The sequence below is a fragment of the Dyadobacter sp. SG02 genome, assembly GCF_900109045.1.
GTDB lineage: Bacteria > Bacteroidota > Bacteroidia > Cytophagales > Spirosomataceae > Dyadobacter.
Window position 1 is genome coordinate 255023 of sequence record NZ_FNYL01000002.1, and the last position, 18980, is coordinate 274002.

Annotated in this window: 6 protein-coding genes; 1 reads left to right on the forward strand and 5 read right to left on the reverse strand. The window is 53.1% G+C overall.

Translation table 11 applies throughout. The annotated features are described in order from the left end of the window. Positions 1–65 precede the first annotated feature (65 nt). The gene (locus tag BMW93_RS04825) at positions 66–3389 is read left to right on the forward strand and encodes a T9SS type A sorting domain-containing protein (protein ID WP_177194007.1); all 3324 of its coding nucleotides are present in this window, start codon (positions 66–68) and stop codon (positions 3387–3389) included. 58 nt (positions 3390–3447) lie between these two features. Here the strand turns inward: BMW93_RS04825 and BMW93_RS04830 are convergent, their stop codons facing one another. From BMW93_RS04830 to BMW93_RS04850, 5 genes are all read right to left on the reverse strand, one after another. Beyond that, entirely contained in the window at positions 3448–4668 is a 1221-nt protein-coding gene (locus BMW93_RS04830) for a T9SS type A sorting domain-containing protein (RefSeq protein WP_090374076.1), read from the reverse strand. A 35-nt stretch (positions 4669–4703) separates the two neighbouring features. Next, positions 4704–6125 carry a hypothetical protein gene (locus tag BMW93_RS04835; RefSeq protein WP_090374077.1) on the reverse strand — a complete coding sequence of 474 codons (1422 nt, stop codon included), beginning with the start codon at positions 6123–6125 and terminating at the stop codon, positions 4704–4706. A 79-nt stretch (positions 6126–6204) separates the two neighbouring features. After that, positions 6205–14580 carry an SBBP repeat-containing protein gene (locus BMW93_RS04840; RefSeq protein ID WP_090374078.1) on the reverse strand — a complete coding sequence of 2792 codons (8376 nt, stop codon included), beginning with the start codon at positions 14578–14580 and terminating at the stop codon, positions 6205–6207. A 462-nt stretch (positions 14581–15042) separates the two neighbouring features. Continuing rightward, positions 15043–15675 carry a response regulator transcription factor gene (locus BMW93_RS04845; RefSeq protein WP_090374079.1) on the reverse strand — a complete coding sequence of 211 codons (633 nt, stop codon included), beginning with the start codon at positions 15673–15675 and terminating at the stop codon, positions 15043–15045. 23 nt (positions 15676–15698) lie between these two features. Then, positions 15699–18869: a two-component regulator propeller domain-containing protein gene (locus tag BMW93_RS04850; RefSeq protein ID WP_090374080.1), complete on the reverse strand. Its 3171-nt coding sequence runs from the start codon at positions 18867–18869 to the stop codon at positions 15699–15701. Between the last annotated feature and the right edge of the window lie 111 nt (positions 18870–18980).

Consider the following 18980-nt stretch of genomic DNA (forward strand, 5'->3'; position numbering starts at 1 on the left):
TTGTGCTCCTACCATGGTTGAGCTTGCTTTGTATGTCCATTCCTGAACTAACCGGAGCATGCACCATGAAATCCTGTTTACTAATCGTCACGCTATTACTTTCCGCATTCGTCGCCTGCGCGCAATATCCTGTTTGGGAGAAAAGGTCGGGCAACTGGTCGGATGCCTCCGGGTGGTCTACCGGCCAGGTACCGGGCCGCAACCAGACTGTCGGGATCAACTCGAGTTGTGAAGTAATCGTTACCGGCGAGGTGTTCGCGGGGATTATTTACGTGGACGAACAGGGGAAAATCAATATCGGGGAGACCGGCACATTGCATGTCAACAATTCGGGCACATATGGTGCGATCCGGATGTTCGACAGGAGCCAGCTCATTGTAAACGGTAAACTGATCATGGGAGATACCAATCCACTGTATGGCGACGGCATCGCGGCAAGCTATTACCGAAGTTTTCCCGCAGGCGCGAAGCCGGATATTATTGTGAATAAAACCGGATCGATTGCAATAGGAAACACGACGGGTGCGGGCATTTTCCTGTTCTCCGGAGGATCGATTACGAACCACGGCACGATCGAGATTGGTAAGTTTGGCCCGATAGGCTTCGCAGAGGGCGAAAACCTTATCAGTGCAGGCATCTTTACCAGCGGTGCCAGTTTTACAAACACGGGCATCATCACGGTCGACGACGTGCAGGCCCTTCCCGGAAAGCAGGGAAATACGGGGATTGCGGTTAGCCCCGGGCTCTTCAATACGGGCGAGGTCAGGATCGGGCAGCGGGCCAGAATCACGGGTGACGCATTAGTGGTAGGCGACACCGCGTCTAATGCAGGGCTGATTTTGATTGACAATGCACGCGACGGTTTCGCATTGTCTAAACTGAACAATACAGGCCAGATCAAAATAGGGCAGTCGGGACCGATCAGCAACCGGGGGGTCTATTCGATGAGATCCACTTCCCTGATTGCCAATCAAGGGGACATCCTGATCGATAACACAGGCGGTAACGCTATCAACCTCGGGGGTGTCAATATCACCAATCAAAAAAACATACTTATCGGAAAAACGGGCCGCATCGGCGGTTCTGCGTTCGGACTGAGTTCTTCGGTCATCGATAACCAGAGCGGAGGCGTAATCCAGGCATACAACTGCGGCAGCCACAATATTCGCCTGTCGGGAAGCTCCGTCGTCACGAATGCGGGCATTACAGATGCAGGCGGTACCAATAATGCGAAAAATGATGCACTTTATCTCGATAATTCCAGGTTTACCAATGCCGCAGGTGGCTTCGTAAAGCTGGATAAGGCTAAAAAAAGCGGTGTACATCTCGTAAAAGGCCAGTTCGATAACCGGGGAACCGTGAGGCTTATTCAAACCGACACCATCCCGGTGCTGCTGCAAAACGCATCGGTCTTCACCAATTCGGGTATATTGGATGCTTCGGCAAGCGATGGGACATACGGCGGCGGTATTGCCGTTACGGAGGGCTCCCGTTTTGAAAACCAGCCAGGCGCCGGCATTACATTGAACAGGCCTTCGCTCATATCTACGTTACCTGCGCTATACATTCGCGACGCCGGATCGAGGTTTGTCAATAATGCTTCGCTTTCCATCGGTGAAGCTACGTCGCCTTTGCCATACCACGCCATTCAGGTGGATCAAAACGCGTCGCTGGCCAATGAGAAGCTGGGACTGATCAAAGTGGGCAACACGCAGCAAAATGGCCTTATGATTTTGAACGAAAGCGAGTTTGTGAACAACGGAGCGCTCGAATTTTATAATGTAGCCGGGTCGCCATTCTACGCCGCCAGTGAAAGTCAACTGAGCAATGATGGAACGATTAAAACCGGTCTGGGAAGCGTATTTTCCAAAGAGAGCGTTTACCTCGACGGTAATGTAGTTTTTAAAAACAGGCCGCGCGGAGAGCTGTATCTGAACAAAGTGACTGGCGGATCGGCCGGACTGGTCGTAAAAGCGGGTAGCCGGGTTGAGAACGACGGTAAGATCGTATGGGGCAATGCGGCTGCTTTCCAGGGTACTGCGGCATTGCAGCTGAGTAATGGGGGTGTTTTTGAAAACAGACAAACGTCTGTGCTGGAATTCAGTAGTTTAACGGGCGATGCGATCGTGTGTGATGCGGTAACGGGCGCGACGCCAAGAAGTAATTTTACCAACGACGGATCGGTGCGATTCGGCAACATCGCCGGGCGGGGATTTTACAATACCGATCCCACTTTTCCATTCCGCAACAACAACGTATTTGAAACCCTTCCGGGTGGAAAAATGAATTTGCAGGCACTTGTGAGCAGCCCGGGCGCATCGAGCAAATTGAACAATGCCGACGGATCGGTGACCCTCGCATTCGCATTCACCAACAACGGAACGGTTACCAACGGCGGTGCATTCAGCACCCAGGCGACTTTTACCAATAATAATGCTGTGATCAATAATGGCACCTGGAATGCGGCTGATGTGTTTAACAATAATAACCGTTACCAGGGCAGCGGCGTATTCAAAGGCGCGCTATTTAGTAACAAGGCCAATCTGGTGCCGGGAAACAGCCCGGGATGCGCCAGTTTTGAAAACGGGCTTACCATGCTGCCGGGAGCCACCTTGCGGATAGAAGTAAACGGTAAAACCGCCTGTACCGAATTTGACCAGGTGAGTGTAACAGGTACGGCCTCGCTATCGGGCATCCTGAACGTTACATTCGGTGGCGGCTACGTGCCGGGCAATACGGACGCGATCACGATCCTGAAATCGACCGCGCTCTCGGGAACTTTCGAAAGCAATAACCTCCCCGCCGGCTGGGCTTTGGTCTACAACAAACCCTCGGCAGGAGATGTGACGCTGAGCCGCGCGGGCGCGTTGCCACTTCGCCTCGTGGAATTTACCGTTCGGAACGAAGGTAACGCGGCCTTTGCCGCATGGCGTACCACGGAAGAAGAGAACACCAGTCATTTCGATCTGGAAAGAAGCGCCGACGGCAGGCAATTTCAGAAAGTAGGCACCATCGCGGCGATCAACGAGGCAGGTGTGCACGACTATAATTTCACCGACCGGGAACTGTTACCGGGCCGCAGCTATTACCGCCTCAAAATGGAAGATTGGGATCGCACCTATTCGTACAGCCGCATCTTAGCCTTCGAAAATGGGACCTCCGTAACCTCAGCTATTTATCCCAATCCTGCAAGGGATATTGTCAAGGTTAATGTATCCGAAAGCGGCGTTGGACAGACGATCCGGGTCATATCACAGGCAGGGAAAATCTTGTTAACCAGACATTTACCGGCAAGCGGTACGCAAACTGTGGACGTTTCCGCTATTCCCGCAGGCATTTACCTGATGAAGGTGGGTAACGGCGAGACTTACAAGCTTGTAAAAGAGTAAAAGGTGTTTCAAAAACATTCCGGTATCGGATCGGAATGTTTTTGAAACACCCAAATTTTTAATGATGAACAAATTTGTGCGTGCTGTCCGAACCATCGAGCGCAGTAATATGCAGGATGTAAATGCCCGGTTCGAGCCCGGAAACGTCGATCGTGCCGGATTCCACGGGACCGGAGCTATACACTTTCAGGCCCGCCAGATTGGTGATCGCCACGTTTTTTACCTGTTTCCAATCGGCCACTTTCACGCTAAGCATATCGGTCACCGGGTTGGGGTAAATGCTGCTGGCGATCAGATTGTCGAACCGGACGTTTTTAATGCTGCTGAATGCGAATGTGCTGTCGCGGTCGATCATTTTCAGGCGGTAGAGATTGGCGCCGGCGATAGGTTTTACATCGATAAAGGAATAAGGTCTGATGACTTTACTTTCCCCTTCTGATTTGACACTGCCGATTACCTTCCATTCTTTGCCGTTGCGGCTTCGTTGAATGTCGAAGCGGTCGCTGTTGGTTTCTTCGGAGGTGGCCCAGCTCAAATGCGCGGCGTTTTCGACGGCGGTTGCTTCAAAGGAAATCAGTGTCACCGGCATAGCGTTGGCGGGACAAACATTCAGTTCAACCGGCGCCGTCAAATCGAAGCAGTCACCGGTTAATGCCGACAAATCATTGCCTACCGCAAGCCCCGAAAGTCCTCCTGTTTTATAATTAATCCCATAAATCGTATAGGCATTTACTTCGGTAAACCCGAAGCTGGGCGAGCTGGTAATGTTGGCGATTTTGCCATCGGGCCCCAATACAATATACTGCTGCGAATAACCGGCCGTCGCATTGTGACCGGAAGCATTAAGGCTTAAAGTCAATGGGCCTGATGCCGGCAGTTCATCCGTGCATTTGCAGACTCCGATGCTGATCGGCGAAGACAATGCCGCGCAGGTTTCGCCGGAAAGCAAACCCGAGACATTACTGCCCACAGCCAGCGAGGAAGGGGCCGCGCCCTGGTAGTTGAAGGAGTACACATTGTATTTTCCGACTGCCAATGCGGGCAGTTTCGCACTACCCGCAGCGGAAATGTAGGCAATGCTGCCCACCTCGTCCGCCGCGACGACCACGGTGGTATAGCCTGAGGCCGTATTATTTCCCGAAATATTGAAAGTAGGGCTGACGCCCTCGTTATAGTTGCATTGCGCACTGGTATCCAGCGGCAGCAATGCGGCGAGCACAAATGGGCAGAGCATCGAAAGCCACAACCTTACGCCCACCAATTGTCGTTTTGGGTACATTGATGTTTGGTTTAAATGGGTTGGTAATTGGCTGATTATCTGCTGATCGTTCCCGCATTGGCCGCGCAGCCTTCAATGGTGATCTCCTGGGTGGCCGCCGCACCTGCATATGCCCAGTTGTCGATCAGGCGGTTGTTCCCCCATTGAGAGGTCCCGCCGCCCCAACCGTGTACACCGCTCCCGGAGCCGGAATCGACCCCCGCGCTGCCATCCTTAATGGGTGTGATGGAATCCCTGCCATCTTCCGATAATGCGGCGTCATCCCAGTACAGCAGGGTATTACCCGTTGCTTCGCCCGTGGTCCGGGTGATTTTGACGCCTGCAAGAACCTCCACGTCGATCATGGTGAAATGTACTTCACCGGCTTTGTCGACCAGAACCTTCGCTTTCATAGTGCTGCCGGCGGCGAGCGGAGAGCCGTTTGCGCCTAATCCGTCGAAAGGAACGGTGATGGTGTTCGCATTGGCAACACCGAAGGGGATGCTTCTGTCATTGGCACCGCCGTAAATCCCGTCGTTATCCAGGTCCAGCAGCAATGTCGCCTGACCAACGTGGTCGGCAACCTTTAACGTAAAATTGCCGGCCATCGGATTGGAACCGCTGACGGCGGTGTAGGCCAGCTCGCTTACCACAGGTCCGGTCAGCGCAGGGTTGAGCCACTCATTGATTGTTTGGTTGGATGTGAGATTCCACATGGGTGCCGTTGCGGGCATTGTTACGTCGATGGCGCTGAAAAACATTTTGTTTTGAACGCCGCAACTAAGCTCATTATAGCTTCTGACGGAAGCGTCGGTGATCTCGGCACTGCGATAGAGCGATTCGCTGCAGTTGGCAACGGACGTAAGACCGTACTGGTCGGATGAAAGCCGTGAGTTGACGCCATTGTATCCATTCAGGGCTACATCGTAACGGTGACCGGATGGCGTCTGTACGAACAGGGGAATATTGGCGAGATTGTTCTGAACGGGGTATATGAAGTCGGTGTAAACCCTTCCGCCGATACGGGTGGTGCCGTCGGCGGCCATGGCATTGACATCGAACCTCCAATAATTGGTGTTGCCGAACAGGTTCATTTTGACGATCCAGATACCTGCCGTTTCCGCCGTTGCGGTAACTGTACCGGTCTGGACGGCGCTGGTTGCATTTGGAATGGTCACATCCGTTCCTACCTGTCCTAATGGAGAGTAAATCGAGTATATCAATGCATTGCTACCCAAGTTTCCACCTGCCTTCTGTATCTGGTAATTAAGCGATTCTCCTTCTTTGAGATACACATACGCATATTGATTGAGCGGTTCCACGAAGGCGGCAGTCTTTTGTATACCTAATGCGCCGATCATTCCCGGACGTGAGGTCGGGAAGCCGATCCCGTCCGCCTTAACTTGCAATGAGAGCGCGAGTGCGCCTGAGACGAAACAGATTCCCCGGGCAATTTTTTTGGAAAAATATCTATTCATAAAAAGTCGGATTTTGCAGCAATGACCGCGGTGGAGTGATTTCCAACCGCGGTCTCGCTGCATTAGTTAGCGTTATGTACTATTTAATGTGGACGAATTTGTGTGTGTGAACAGACCCGTCAGTGTGTGTGATGCGCAGGATGTACACGCCCGCGTCGAGTTTGCTTACATCTACCTTACCCGAATCAACCGGTCCGGAGCTGTAAACTTGCAAACCTGCGAGGTTATCGATCCGGATGGCTTTCACCTGTTTCCAGCTGGTCACTTTGAGCGCCAGCTCGTTGCTCACAGGGTTAGGGTAAATGCTGCTTTCGAGTTTGCTTTCGAAACGGACGCTTCTGATGGCGCTGAATGCGAAGGTGCCGTCGGCGTCTACCATTTTCAGGCGGAAGAGGTTATCGCCAATCTCCGGTTGGCGATCGACAAATGAGTACGTCTTTCTCACCTTGCTTTCACCTTCCGCTTTCACGCTGCCGACCTCTTTCCAAGCTTTACCGTCGATGCTGCGCTGAATTTCGAAACGGTCCGAGTTGGTTTCTTCCGAAGTAGCCCAATTCAATTCAGCGGTATTTTCACGCGCAGTGGCAGTGAACGATACAAGCGTTACCGGAAGTGGTTTTTCCCAGCGGATCGTGTACGGCGCAGGTGGCGATTGCACACCGGCCTCATCCACATAAGCATACTCGAAAGTGGTGCTGGTGTAACCTGTGCCTGTCAGCTTGATGGCCAATGAATCAGGATTGTAGTTCGGGATCACTTGCCCTGGTGTTACCAGCACGCCGTTGTAATACAGCTCGCCATTGTTCGGCAGGGTAGTGATTACCACGGTACGGTCCTTATCATCGCCATTCAATGTGCCGTCCTCAGGGTCAGCGCCGGTGAGTTGGTCAGGCGAGGTCGTGCCCACACCCGTGCTCACATGCGATCCGTTGAGCGGCAGAATCGCATCCGTCACCGGTTGATCGATCAGGTAATCCTTCGGATCGGCCACCGGAGGCTGCTGCACACCGAAGTTCGCATTGGTCACGTCGGTAGTTGTTACCGTGATGTTTGGCAAAATACCGTTCACAGTACCATCGCTTCCTGCATTGGCGCCCAGGTGCTCACCGGTGTTATTCCAACCGGTTGGCAGGCTTGGCGTCGTCGAGCCGGCTGCTGTCTGGTGCAATACCACGCTGTAAGTGCCGGGTTCCACATTACCGAAGTCGTATGAACCATCTGGCTGGACAGCGACGGTCGCAACCGGATTTCCGGCATTGTCTACGAGCGTCACATACAATCCGCTTGGGATCGCGATGGCCGAAGTGGTATTGACGGTGTTGTCGGTCAATGCATTAGCGTCGTGGAACACATTACCCGAAAGGCTTACAACCGGCGTCGTGAACGGTTTGGTAACGGAGCTTTCGTTACTTTCCAAACCACCATTGTCGGTTACCTTGAACGGTACATCCACGGTCGGGTTGCCATCGATCGGGTCGATCAATACTTCCAGACCGGTTACCGGAACAGTCACGCCCGCTACCGGGAATACCTGCTCTCCTGGTCCCGGCGTTTCGCCCGGAGCTACATAGGTTGTTCCATTAATGGTCACAGTAGTCACATTTTCAGGGAATTCTGTAAACGTGATCGTCTCCACGGTTCCATCCGGATCGGTGAAATTGAAATCGTCCGAAATATCCACGGTTACCGTACCGCCAGGGTTTGGCGAAGACGGCAGGTTTTCGTCGGTCGTTACCGGCGGCTGCTGCACACCGAAGTTTGCATCGATCACATCGGTAGTTGTTACCGTGATGTTTGGCAAAATACCGTTCACCGTTCCATCGCTACCCGCATTCGCGCCCAGGTGCTCGCCCGTGTTATTCCAACCGGTTGGCAGGCTTGGTACCGTCGAGCCGGTTGCTGTCTGGTGCAATACGACGCTGTAAGTACCCGGTTCTACGTCACCGAAGTCGTATGAACCATCTGCATTCACGGGAACAGTTGCCACAGGATTACCTGCATTATCAACCAACGTCACAAACAGACCTGTCGGGATCGTAGTCACCGAACCTGTTGTGTTGACAGTATTATCCGTCAATGCATTGGCATCGTGGAATACATTGCCGGAAAGACTTACGGTTGGAATAGTGAAATCAGCCGTTACGACGCTGACGTTACTTTCCAGGCCGCCATTGTCGGTCACGAAGAATGGAATCTCCACTTCCGCACCGCCATCGACAGGATCAACCAGCACAGACAGACCCGTTGCAGGAACTGTCAGGTTGCCAGCCGGCCATACCTGCTGCCCTGCGCCAGGCGTCGTGCCCGGAGCTACGTAGGTCGTGCCGTTAATAGTGATCGTGGTCACATCCGCCGGGAATTCGGTAAACGTAATGCTGGTCACGGTTCCGTCAGGATCGGTCAGGCCGAAATGCGAGGTCAGATCTACGGTGGTCGTGCCGCCCGGATTTGGCTGGGTAGGCTCAGTTCCGCCGGTCGTTACAGGAGGTTGTTGTACACCAAAGTTCGCATTGGTCACATTGGTGCCTGCAACGGTTACGCCGGTGAGGATGCCATTTACAGCTGCATCGCTACCTACACCCGCGCCCAGGTTCTCGCCTGTGTTCACCCAACCCGCAGGAAGGCTTGGCACGGTGGAGCCGGTCGAGGTCTGATGCAACACGATGCTATAATCACCCGGATTAGTTACACCGAAATCATAAGTGCCATCTGCATTCACGGCAACCGTTTTCACAGCCGCGCCGGTGTTATCCACCAAAGTCACATACAAACCAGTCGGGATAGACGGGTCGGTAGCCGTGCTGTTGACAGTCACATCTTTCAATGCATTGGCGTCGTGGAACACATTACCGGTCAGAGTTACCGGTGCGAAACAAGCCTCAGGTGCATTGATAGCGACATTCACCTGTTTCACCAACTGACATTGGCTGGTGTTGTCGGTTACCGTCACGGTGTAGGTTCTTGGAGAACCAGTCGAAACGGTTGGGTTGGCAACAAATGCATTTGAAAGACCCACAGAAGGAGCCCAAACGTACGAGTAGTTACCCGAAGAAGTCACATTCAAAGGCAATGCAGCCGAGGTACCCTGGCAAAGGGCAACATTGTCAACCGTAGCGGCAATGGTGTTTGGGTTAACCACGACTACTACTTCCTTGTAATTGCTGCAACCTGTGTTCAGGTTGGTCTGTGTCAGGCGGTAAGTCTGGGTAGAAGCGGCAGCAACGGTGGTGGAAGTCGCATTCGGACTGGCTACACCCGCCAGCGGGCTCCATTGCCATGTGGTATTCGCAGGAGCGGCACCAGCCAGTGACAGGGTCGCCACGCCGCCTTCACAAATCGCAGTGTTACCGGTGATGGCGAAATCAGCAGGAGAATTCACAGTTACCACTACCTGGTCGGTGGTGGTACAGCCGTTCAAAGTCACGCTTACGGAATAAGTCGTCGTCGTCGTTGGCTTCACGGTCGGCTGGGCTACGTTGGCTGCGCCTACGATGCCTGCGCCTGTCCACGAGTAGGTAGCGCCCGCGATCGCGGGTGTGCCTACGGTAGTAGACTCGCCTGGGCAAAGTACGGCGTCGGAACCGGCATTGGCAGAAGGTGTCACCTTTACCTCGTCTGTGAAAGTACAGCCGCTGGGGAGTGTTACCGTGACGGAGTAAATGCGTTCCTGGGTAACGTTAGCGGTCGGGTTAGCGACTGTTGCGCTGCTCAGGCCCGTTGCAGGTACCCACTGGTAAGTGGCGCCCGCCGGAGCGGCAGGGTTGCCAGCTGATCCGTAACCGATCGCGATCGGGCCGGCTGGGCAGACATTTTTATCAATCAATTCCAAACCTTGTACCGGGTTCACGGTCAATGTTACCTGGTCGGTCATCGGCGTGTTACAGCCCGGGTAGCTCACTTTGACGGTGTAAGTCGTGGTAAGCGCGGGGTTTGTTACAATCGGGTTGGCACAGGTAATGCAGCTTAAACCGGTTGCAGGCGTAACGCCGTCGGCCATAAACCATTCGTATTGCGCAAATGGCTCCGCCTCGCGGCCGAGTTGCGCAGCTACGCCCTGGCAGGTAGCCAATGCATTACCGGCATATTCTCCGGTAGTGACGGTATTTCTCAACACCACGGTATCCTTGTCCATACAGCCGGTCAATGGGTCTGTGACGGTGAGGATGTAGCTCTGAGGCGTCGAGAATGCGAACTGAACCTGTGGTTGCGCATCGCTTGGTCCCGTACCATTGGTCCAGGCCGTGTTGGAAGGTTCCCACGAGTACACCCAGTTGGTTCCGGCAGGAGCCGGGGAGCCGAGCGTTACGGTAGAACCGTTACAAACCGCACGGTCGTTTCCGGTATTGGCCACAGGCGCAGGCGGAACGACTACATTCACCGTGTCTTTGTTCACACATCCCGATGCTGTTTCCTTGATCGTCACATAAAACGCCTGGGTTGCAGTCACATTGGCAACCGGGTTGGCGATGTTGATGGCGCTCAATGCCTGATCGGGCGTCCAGGCGTAGGTGAAACCGGAAACCGGCGTACCGCCGATCTGGATCGACGTGCCCGGGCAAGTATATTTGTCCGGTGCAACAAATGCCGGCAGCGACCATCCCGGCGGGTTGATCACGATAGACTCCTGGCAAGTGATGGATGCATCGTACTTGTTGGTGACCGTAACGGTGATGGTGGCCGGGGCGGTAGAAGTAATGTTTACGATCGCAGCATGGGCATTGTCCACCAGGTTGGCGGGGCTCCATGAGAAGTTATAATCCGAAGCAGGTAGGGTAGTACCCAGCTTCAATGCAGCCAGTGGGCCGAACACTTTCGGGCAAGCCTGATCCGACAGTGTTACGATGTCGAAATCACATGCAGGGCCAACAGTACAAGGTTCCACATCCAGCTCGGCAATACAGGAAACGCCGTTCAGCGTTACGGTACGGCGGAATTTGGTGACACCACTGTTGCTTTTCAGGTAAGCGTTCCTGCCTTCTTTGGCCGTCTGCAATATCACACCGTTTCCTGAAACAACGCTCCATGAGTAAACTGCGCCCGGGGCATTCTCTTCGTCGAGATGGGTGCTCCACATCGGGCCGCAGTTCAATTCGTCCTGATCGGTAATGCGGTTGTTGATCGAGTAGACTTTCACTTCGTCGGTGAAGGTGCAACCCGCTTTTACCGCCGATACGGTGTAATTGGTATACCCGCCGGTGACCAGCGCGGTTCCCGAGCTGTAAACAGGGTTAGCAACCTGGGAGGCCGACAAATATTGACCCGGAGTCCAGGTATAGGCATAAGTGTTGTCCGCTGTACCGCCAATGGTAATGGTGGTGTTTTTACAAACGGTCCTGTCCGCACCTGCGAATGCAAGCGTGTTGCCCGGCGCAGTGATCGGCGTTACGGTGACGTCGTCGAACGATGTACAGGTAGTTCCTCCCTTGCGGGTTACGGTTACCGTCAAACGGTACGTTGTTGCAACAGCGGGGTTGGCGATGGGCTGGGCACAGGTAGTACAGCTCAAAGTAGAGAGCGCGCCGCCTGAAACCACCGACCAGCTGTATTGTACGGATGGGCTCGCCACGGGCTCCGTACCAATTTGTACCCCGCCTGCACCCTGGCAGATGGATTTGTCGGCACCGGCATTGGCAACAGCCGGAACGACCGTCACCTGGTCGATATCCACACAGCCCGCCGCGTCCGTTACCTGCAAGGTGTACGTAGTCGCGCGGGTAATGGCAGGGGTTGTCCATGCGCCGGTGGTCGCCAGGGGCGTACCATTGCTGGTGCTTCCTTCATACCATTGGTAAGAATAGGAAGGCGTACCGCCTGTTGCGGCGCCATTCAAAGCAACTGTGTTGGAGCCTGCTCCACAGACATACCATTGCGGACCGTCGGCATTGGCGATCGGTGATGCATTCGCGTTGATCTGCACAGCCGCAGCCTGTGAAGAGTCGACCGTGATTTGGTTACAGTAATCAGTATTGACCCTTACCAAACGACGATAGTAAGTGGTGGTCTGCGAAGCGAGCGGTTGCAGGTCTTTGAAAACCTCGCCCGCAAGGTCCGTCCACGGACCGGAAGCCGATGAGGAAGACTGCCATTGATAGAACAGCTTTCTGCTGTAATTCGCAGGGGCCGTTGCGCCCACGGCATTACCGGTAATAATACCCGGAATACCGAGGATACAGGCATTTTGCGACATCGGGCTTAATGAGGAAGAAGCTACGGCGAATCCCGCAGGTAGCTCGCCGGTATTGAATTTGGCGATCCAGCCGTCGGTAGCGCCGCCATGCACGCGCTGGTGCGATCCTTCGGTAGCCAGGTTAGGGCTTCCTGCACCCGAGTAACCCGCCAAAACAGGTTTGTTACCCTCCGTAATAGCCAGCGGGGAAGAGAAAGCCGGGTCCATCCCGAAGGTTCCGCCGGGTGACACATAACCGGTATAATCGAATCCCGGGCCTCCATAGTAGGTGCCCCAGATACGTTGGCCTGACGACGCGCTGAATTTGTTGATGAACGCATCCACGTTGCCCGCCGGGCTCGTCTGGAAGCTGCAATTGGTGGATAGTTCGTTGCCGGCAGCGGTACTGTGTCCGGCTACGATCACATCGCCGGTATTATCGACTTTTACCCCCATCCCGTAGGTGAGGCCCTGTCCACCCAGGTAAGTCCCTTTCTGGTAGTGGCCACTCATGTCGAAGGTTACCCAGAAACCGTCGGTTGCGGGGACTTTGGTCGTTTTGTAAGCACCCGAAGAGGCAATGCCCGTCGCACTCGTCGTGTACCCGACCGTCTGGATACGGTTATTGGCTTCGTCAACTTTCAGATCCGTGAAGGTTCCATCGTAGAATCTTCCCCAAACCCGGCCGCCGTTGGCGTTGAACTTCATCAGGTAGCCACGGTCGGTAGTGATGGCCGTGCCCTCGCCTACGCCAAATGCCAGGGAGGCATCGTAAGTGGCGCTTAGCGCAGTCGATCCGCCCACATATACGTTTCCGGCAGCGTCAACGTCAAGCGCGTAGCTGCTTCTGCTCGCGATTGCTTTGAGATCCGAACCGGCCACAAAAGTTCCCCAGAGCCTAGCCCCCGCGGAGTTGAATTTAGCGAGCCAGCTGTTAGTACATCCATTTCCCTGACGGTACGTTCCGGCCGTAGCAATATTGCCCGGCGCGCAGGATGAAAGCGGAAAGAGGTTTACCGCAGTCCCGCCCAAAACGAAGATATTTCCATTCGCGTCGACACTTATCCGGCTTGCGAATGAAGTCATGCCGCCGCCATAGTAGGTCGCCCAATTTCGGTTACCCGTAGCGACGTTGAACCGCGCTATAATAGAGTTGACGCTAACCCCATTGGGACCCGGACTATCCTGAAATGCGCCGGCAGTTGCCATGCCTGCACTAATTGTTTCGCCGGCGATATATACCTGGCCGTTGGAATAAGTAATGCTGTTACCTTCATCCTTGCCGGCGCCGCCGTAGTACGTTCCCCATTGGCGCACGCCATTGCTGTTGAATTTGGCAACGAAAATGTCGATATCGCCGCCAGGCGCTGTCTGCGACGTTCCGGCCGTGGCGATGTTGCTGTTGCTGGTAGTGGTACCGGTCACATAGATGTTTCCATCGGGATCGGTCGCTACCGAGCGGATCTGTTCTTCTCCCGTACCGCCATAGTAAGTGGCCCATTCCACGTTGGGAGTAGGGTCGATCACCAGCGTTTTGGATTTGTCGTAAGCCGGAACATGGAATGCGTACAAATCGCCGTCCAGCGCCTTGTAACTTACATTCACCGACTTTTTCGTCTGGGTCAGCCAGCTTGCGGGGATTTGCTCGCTGAGCTTGCCATGGCGCAGGTTCATCACGATTTTACCGTTGCTGAGCGCCATTTTATCGGCACCTTTATAGCGCATTCTGATCGCCGAAGCGTCCGCGCCGGGATATACGACGAAGTTGTACTCCACCGGTTTACCATTACCCTGGCCCGCTACGAATTCAAGGTCGATGCCGGGGTAAATGTCGTGGTAGGTAACCTGTTCGAACTGGCGTATGCCCAGGAAATCCCCCCGTTCGTTGATCATGTTCTGGGTGCCGCCTGCCGGTTTGGCTGCGACGATTTTCGCTGCCGGGTTAGCACCTTCCAGTTCGATGTCCACGCGATGGTATTTACGGCTGGCATTCCCGCCAGCGGACTGTACTTTATAGGCATCGTAGCTGAAACCGGTTTGGCGAAGCTGTACATTGAGCCCCGGCATATTCAAAAGATACCTGACATTTTTGTTAGCCTTACCGCCGATGTCGACGATCTGGCCTTTGTTTTCTGCAAATGCCCGAACCTGGGCACTTTGAAATTTATCCGTGACCGCATTAGTTGCGGGAATAGTCGCATTTGCAGAAATTGATGTTTGGTTTTGTCCCTGCGCCCCAAAACAGACCACAGCGAACAATGCCAAAAACATTAATAGTTGTTTTTGCATAATCGTTTGATTTTGAATGAACAAATGGATTTGGAGTTGCTTCTTATTTTGTCATAGGCATCGGGGTTTGGGTGGACATTTAAAGAATGTCGTGTGTGTAAGTGTGTTAAAAATCAGGTACTTATTGGGTTGATGTTTATTCGGGTGTAGTCAGAATTTCCGAGTTTTTTACATTGCCGGGCGTCAGTGGCATGTTGATTGGGTATAGAAGAATGGGTGCATGAACTGGTTTGATCTCGGCATCAAAACTAGATCAGGTGTTATAGAAATAAATAGAAGTCGATGATCGATTATGAATAGAATTACTTCTATTATTTGAAAGAATATGACGCAATGGAAACGCCTGCTGTGAAAACGACGGGCTGGTGAAGCGGGGAGGGAACGAGAACGCAAAAGGGATTTGGCCGGGCTATGATTATAACCCGGATTATTGGAATACGCCGCTAGTTTGGTAGGGGTAGATTAGTAAGCCTCGTTGAATTTCCGGGCTAGTTCTATGGCATTGGATACGCCTGTTTTCTCAAATATTTTCTTTTTGAAGGTACTGATCGTGTTCTCTTTCAGTCCGAGGATCATCGCAATTTCTTTCGTCCATTTGCCTTCGACGATCATTTTCGCGATCTGGATTTCACGGTTCGACAGGCTTTCCAATGTTTTCAATGAGGTGAGGGAGCGGCGCTGTGCGACGCGGTTCAGCAACTCCTGCTGCATGGTAAAGCTCAGGTAACGGTCGTTGCGCAGCACCGATTTGATAGCTGCCTCGTATTGCTCCTTGCCCGAATTTTTGTGTAAAAAACCATTGGCTCCCGCCTGTAAGTAGCGCAAGGCGTGTTTTTCTTCATCCAATGCGCTGAATACCAATATTTTTACATCGGGTTGGTGCAGCCTGATCAGGTCCACCATTTTGGTTTCCTCCCCGCCGGGGATATTGATATCCAGGACAATCAGGTCGAACTGCTCGATGGCAATGGTTGCCAGCCCTTCCGGAAATGTCGTGGAATCGGAAACCTGAATATCCGGGAAGCAATCCGTCAATACCATTTGCATTCCCATTCTTACAACTTCGTGGTCGTCAATAATATGTGCTTTTAACATTGCCCGAATTAGCTGGTTATATTTTATTTGGTTTGAAATTCACTTTTTATATTCGAAAACTCCCACTGCCCGGGAATGGATATATATATCCTGAAACCATTTTGATCGTTTTCTGCACGTAATTCTCCTCCCGCTACACGCGTGAATTCTTTCACCAGCAACAGCCCTACACCATGCATATTTTCCAGGGAAGCATATTCCATTCTGCTATCTACCTGTGCGTTAAGCCAATTGAGAATACCGGCGGGCATACCTGTACCAGTGTCGGAAATGGTGAGCGTCAGCCTGGGTTTTTCCAAATCGCATTCGATTTTGATCACACCCTGTTTGGTATGTTTGTTGGCGTTGTCGATGATGTTGTTAATAATAATCCCAAACAAATAGGCATTGCCGCTTACCATCAGGTTTAGCGGGATCGCATTCATAAACCGGTTCTGATTTTTTCGGGCAGCCATGGCAAAAAGGTCTGTTTTTTGCGCTACCAGCATATGCAAATCAAAGCGTTCGAGCGGATGGCTCCTTTCCGAAATTTGAAGTTTAATATAATCCAGCGTGTTTTCCAGGAGATTCGAGACGCGCACCGTGCTGTCGGTAATGGCATTACTCAATTCGGCTACCTGGCTGATTTTTCCCATATTGAGCAAATTGCCGATACCCTTCGAAACGGTGATAATCGCTTGTAGCGGCGATTTGATGTCGTGCGTGAGCGACGCGATCATGCGCGTCTGGATCTGTACCTGCCGCGTGAGCTGGTTTTCGGATTCCTGCAAGGCTTCCAGGGTTTGTATCAGGTTTTCCGTCCGTTTTTCGATGAGCGTTTCCAGGTTCCGGTTCCTTTTTTCAAGCCGGCGGCTCTGAAACCGGCCGTAGAGCCAGAACAGGAATGCGGCCAGCAGTATCGCCGCCGTTTTGGCGTACCAGGTCTCGTACCAGTTCTTTTCTACTTTCACTACGAGTTTGCGGACCGTCATTGGCAAGCCGTCAAACCCATTGTTTTTGCGGACGAGCAAGATGTAGCTCCCGGACTTCAGATTGGACAGTAGAATGCGCTGGCCATCGTCCACCTGAAGCCATTTGGGTGTCGTCCGGCCTTCTTCGGCCAGTGCATATTCGAATGTCAGGTTATGGGGCGAGGCAAAATAGGGTGTGGTCACTTCGATTTCGACCACCGGCGGCGAGGCTTCGAGACGGACCGTATCCGAAGAAAAGGGCCATGCATTGCCGCCGGCACGGACGCCATCGATGAATATGCCGCGGGAGGGTATTTCCGGTTTCACATCTTGCGGCCGGAATACCACCAGGCCCAGGATGGAGGGCAGGGATACGAATCCATTATCCATCGTCACCCCGCAAGGCTGGCAGCCGCCATTGAATTCGTTGGTAGCGAAGCCGTTCTCTTTCGAATAGAAATGATAATAGGGAGCATGAGAGCTGTCCTGTGCAAACCGGAGAAGGTCCGATTTCAGGATTTGAAAAAGGCCATTGTTTGTCGAAATCCAGAAGAACCCGTTCCGGTCTTCGATAATGCAATGTGGTATTGCCAGTCCGCGGGCCTTGTCCAGCGGAAATTGGGTAAGCTTATTGTCTTTGTAAAGGTAAAAGCCATTCTCGTAGGTCGTGAACCACAGGTGGTTGTCGTTGGAAATATGCAGGCTTCTGATGATGAAGTTACCGGTTCCGGCGATCAGCATGGCCTTTTTGCGGTCGGGCCAGAGCTGGTAAACCCCTTTGTCGGTCCCGGCCCAGAATTGATCGCCCTTGCGCAAAAGATAGTGAAGGCCCCGAAGCCCTTTCATAACGAGTTCGGGCGGAATCGAAGGGAGTTTCGGGTCCAGCAAGAAAAGTAATCCATCGCCGTTGCCCACCCAAATGCGGCCGTCGGTATGTTCGTAAAGCACCTCCACTTCACCCGGGAAATGCCATTGATCGATGATCTGTTTACCATCGGGCGAGAGCCGGTACACAAGATCATGAAATCTACCCCAGATCGATTTGTCGCGGCTGATCAGCAGGTTCCGTTGGTAAAGGTTAAGCCCGGATATAAATGCGGCCTTGCCGGTAAAAGCTGCCCGGTCATCCCGGATGTCGGCGATGAGGCCCTCCGGGAGCAGCAAGGAAGAGCTGGTCAGCGGCGTTTGCGCATAAAATGCATTGGGAATGCCCTTCCGTGCCGTGACAACGGACCTGAAACTGGTGCGGCTCAGCACAAAAAGCCCCTGGCTCGGGCTGCCCAGAAAAATGCGCTGGTGCCCTGTCTCGTAAAAAATGCGGATAATTTCGTGGTCGTCGAAGTCGAAGCCGGAGAGAATGAGCCTGGTATGCAAATCCCCTTCCCGGGTGGCTTCCACGGCGTATAACTTCTTTTGAAGGTAAAAAAAGACTTGCCCGGAACCGGCATTCCAATAAATGCGGGCAAGGCCGGGTGATTTCCGGTAGGTGTGGTCCAGGAGCATGTCTCCAAGAATGCGGACGTGCGTATCGGCCGTCCGGCTATCCGGTTCGATGCGAACAAACCGGCCCGCATTATCCCTCGCAAACAGTGTGGAATCCAGCGGGAACATGTCCCAGAACGACAGCCCGCTGACCTTGACAGCCGATCGCTTTTTCCACTGATCAAAATATTCGATCCTCCCTGAATCGCACAGGTAATATCTGCCCGTGCCGGGATGCAACGGAACGATATATTGCATGGGAAAGAGGACTTTTTCGGAACCGTTGGGAAGGCCCGAGGCCAACGTCGTATGTCTTATCCCTTTGGTAAACGTCGGGATACGGCCCAGTTCGGCGGTATGGTAACCTTGGTCGGTGTAGGCGTTACCTTTCCCGAGCCTGACGAAATTATCCTGGTCTAATACGACCATAAGCTTCTCGTCGGAGGGCGTCATGCTCAGATGAAACCGGAAAAACCGGCTGGTAGGCGTGCCGAGGTCGGCCTTGTCGAAAACCTTGAATGTCCTGCCGTCGAACCGTACCAGGCCTGCTTCCGTGGCAAGCCATATGAAGCCCTCTTTGTCCATTGCCACGTCTTTCACGCTGTTCTGAGGCAGGCCGTTATCGTTGGTGTAATGGCGGACGTTGAACCGTGAGATGTCGGCGGACGAAACCATATCATTTCCGGCAGCGCCTCGCAGGGAAAAAAGCAGGAGCAGGCAAAGCAGGATGAAAGGTGGAAGAAGGGAGAAGTTTTTAATCAATTTCAGAAGCGGGCTATTCTTATCAGGTCACATAGGTCGGGTTGGGTGTGTGCGTCTGCAAATTTAGAACTATTTCTATATTTTGAGTTTAGTGCAAGTAACCTTCGTGTA

Bases quoted from the DNA above. Each gene is read 5' to 3' on its own strand.
- BMW93_RS04835 (WP_090374077.1), bottom strand. From the start codon at position 6,125: ATGAATAGATATTTTTCCAAAAAAATTGCCCGGGGAATCTGTTTCGTC.
- BMW93_RS04830 (WP_090374076.1), bottom strand. From the start codon at position 4,668: ATGTACCCAAAACGACAATTGGTGGGCGTAAGGTTGTGGCTTTCGATG.
- BMW93_RS04825 (WP_177194007.1), top strand. From the start codon at position 66: ATGAAATCCTGTTTACTAATCGTCACGCTATTACTTTCCGCATTCGTC.
- BMW93_RS04845 (WP_090374079.1), bottom strand. From the start codon at position 15,675: ATGTTAAAAGCACATATTATTGACGACCACGAAGTTGTAAGAATGGGA.
- BMW93_RS04840 (WP_090374078.1), bottom strand. From the start codon at position 14,580: ATGCAAAAACAACTATTAATGTTTTTGGCATTGTTCGCTGTGGTCTGT.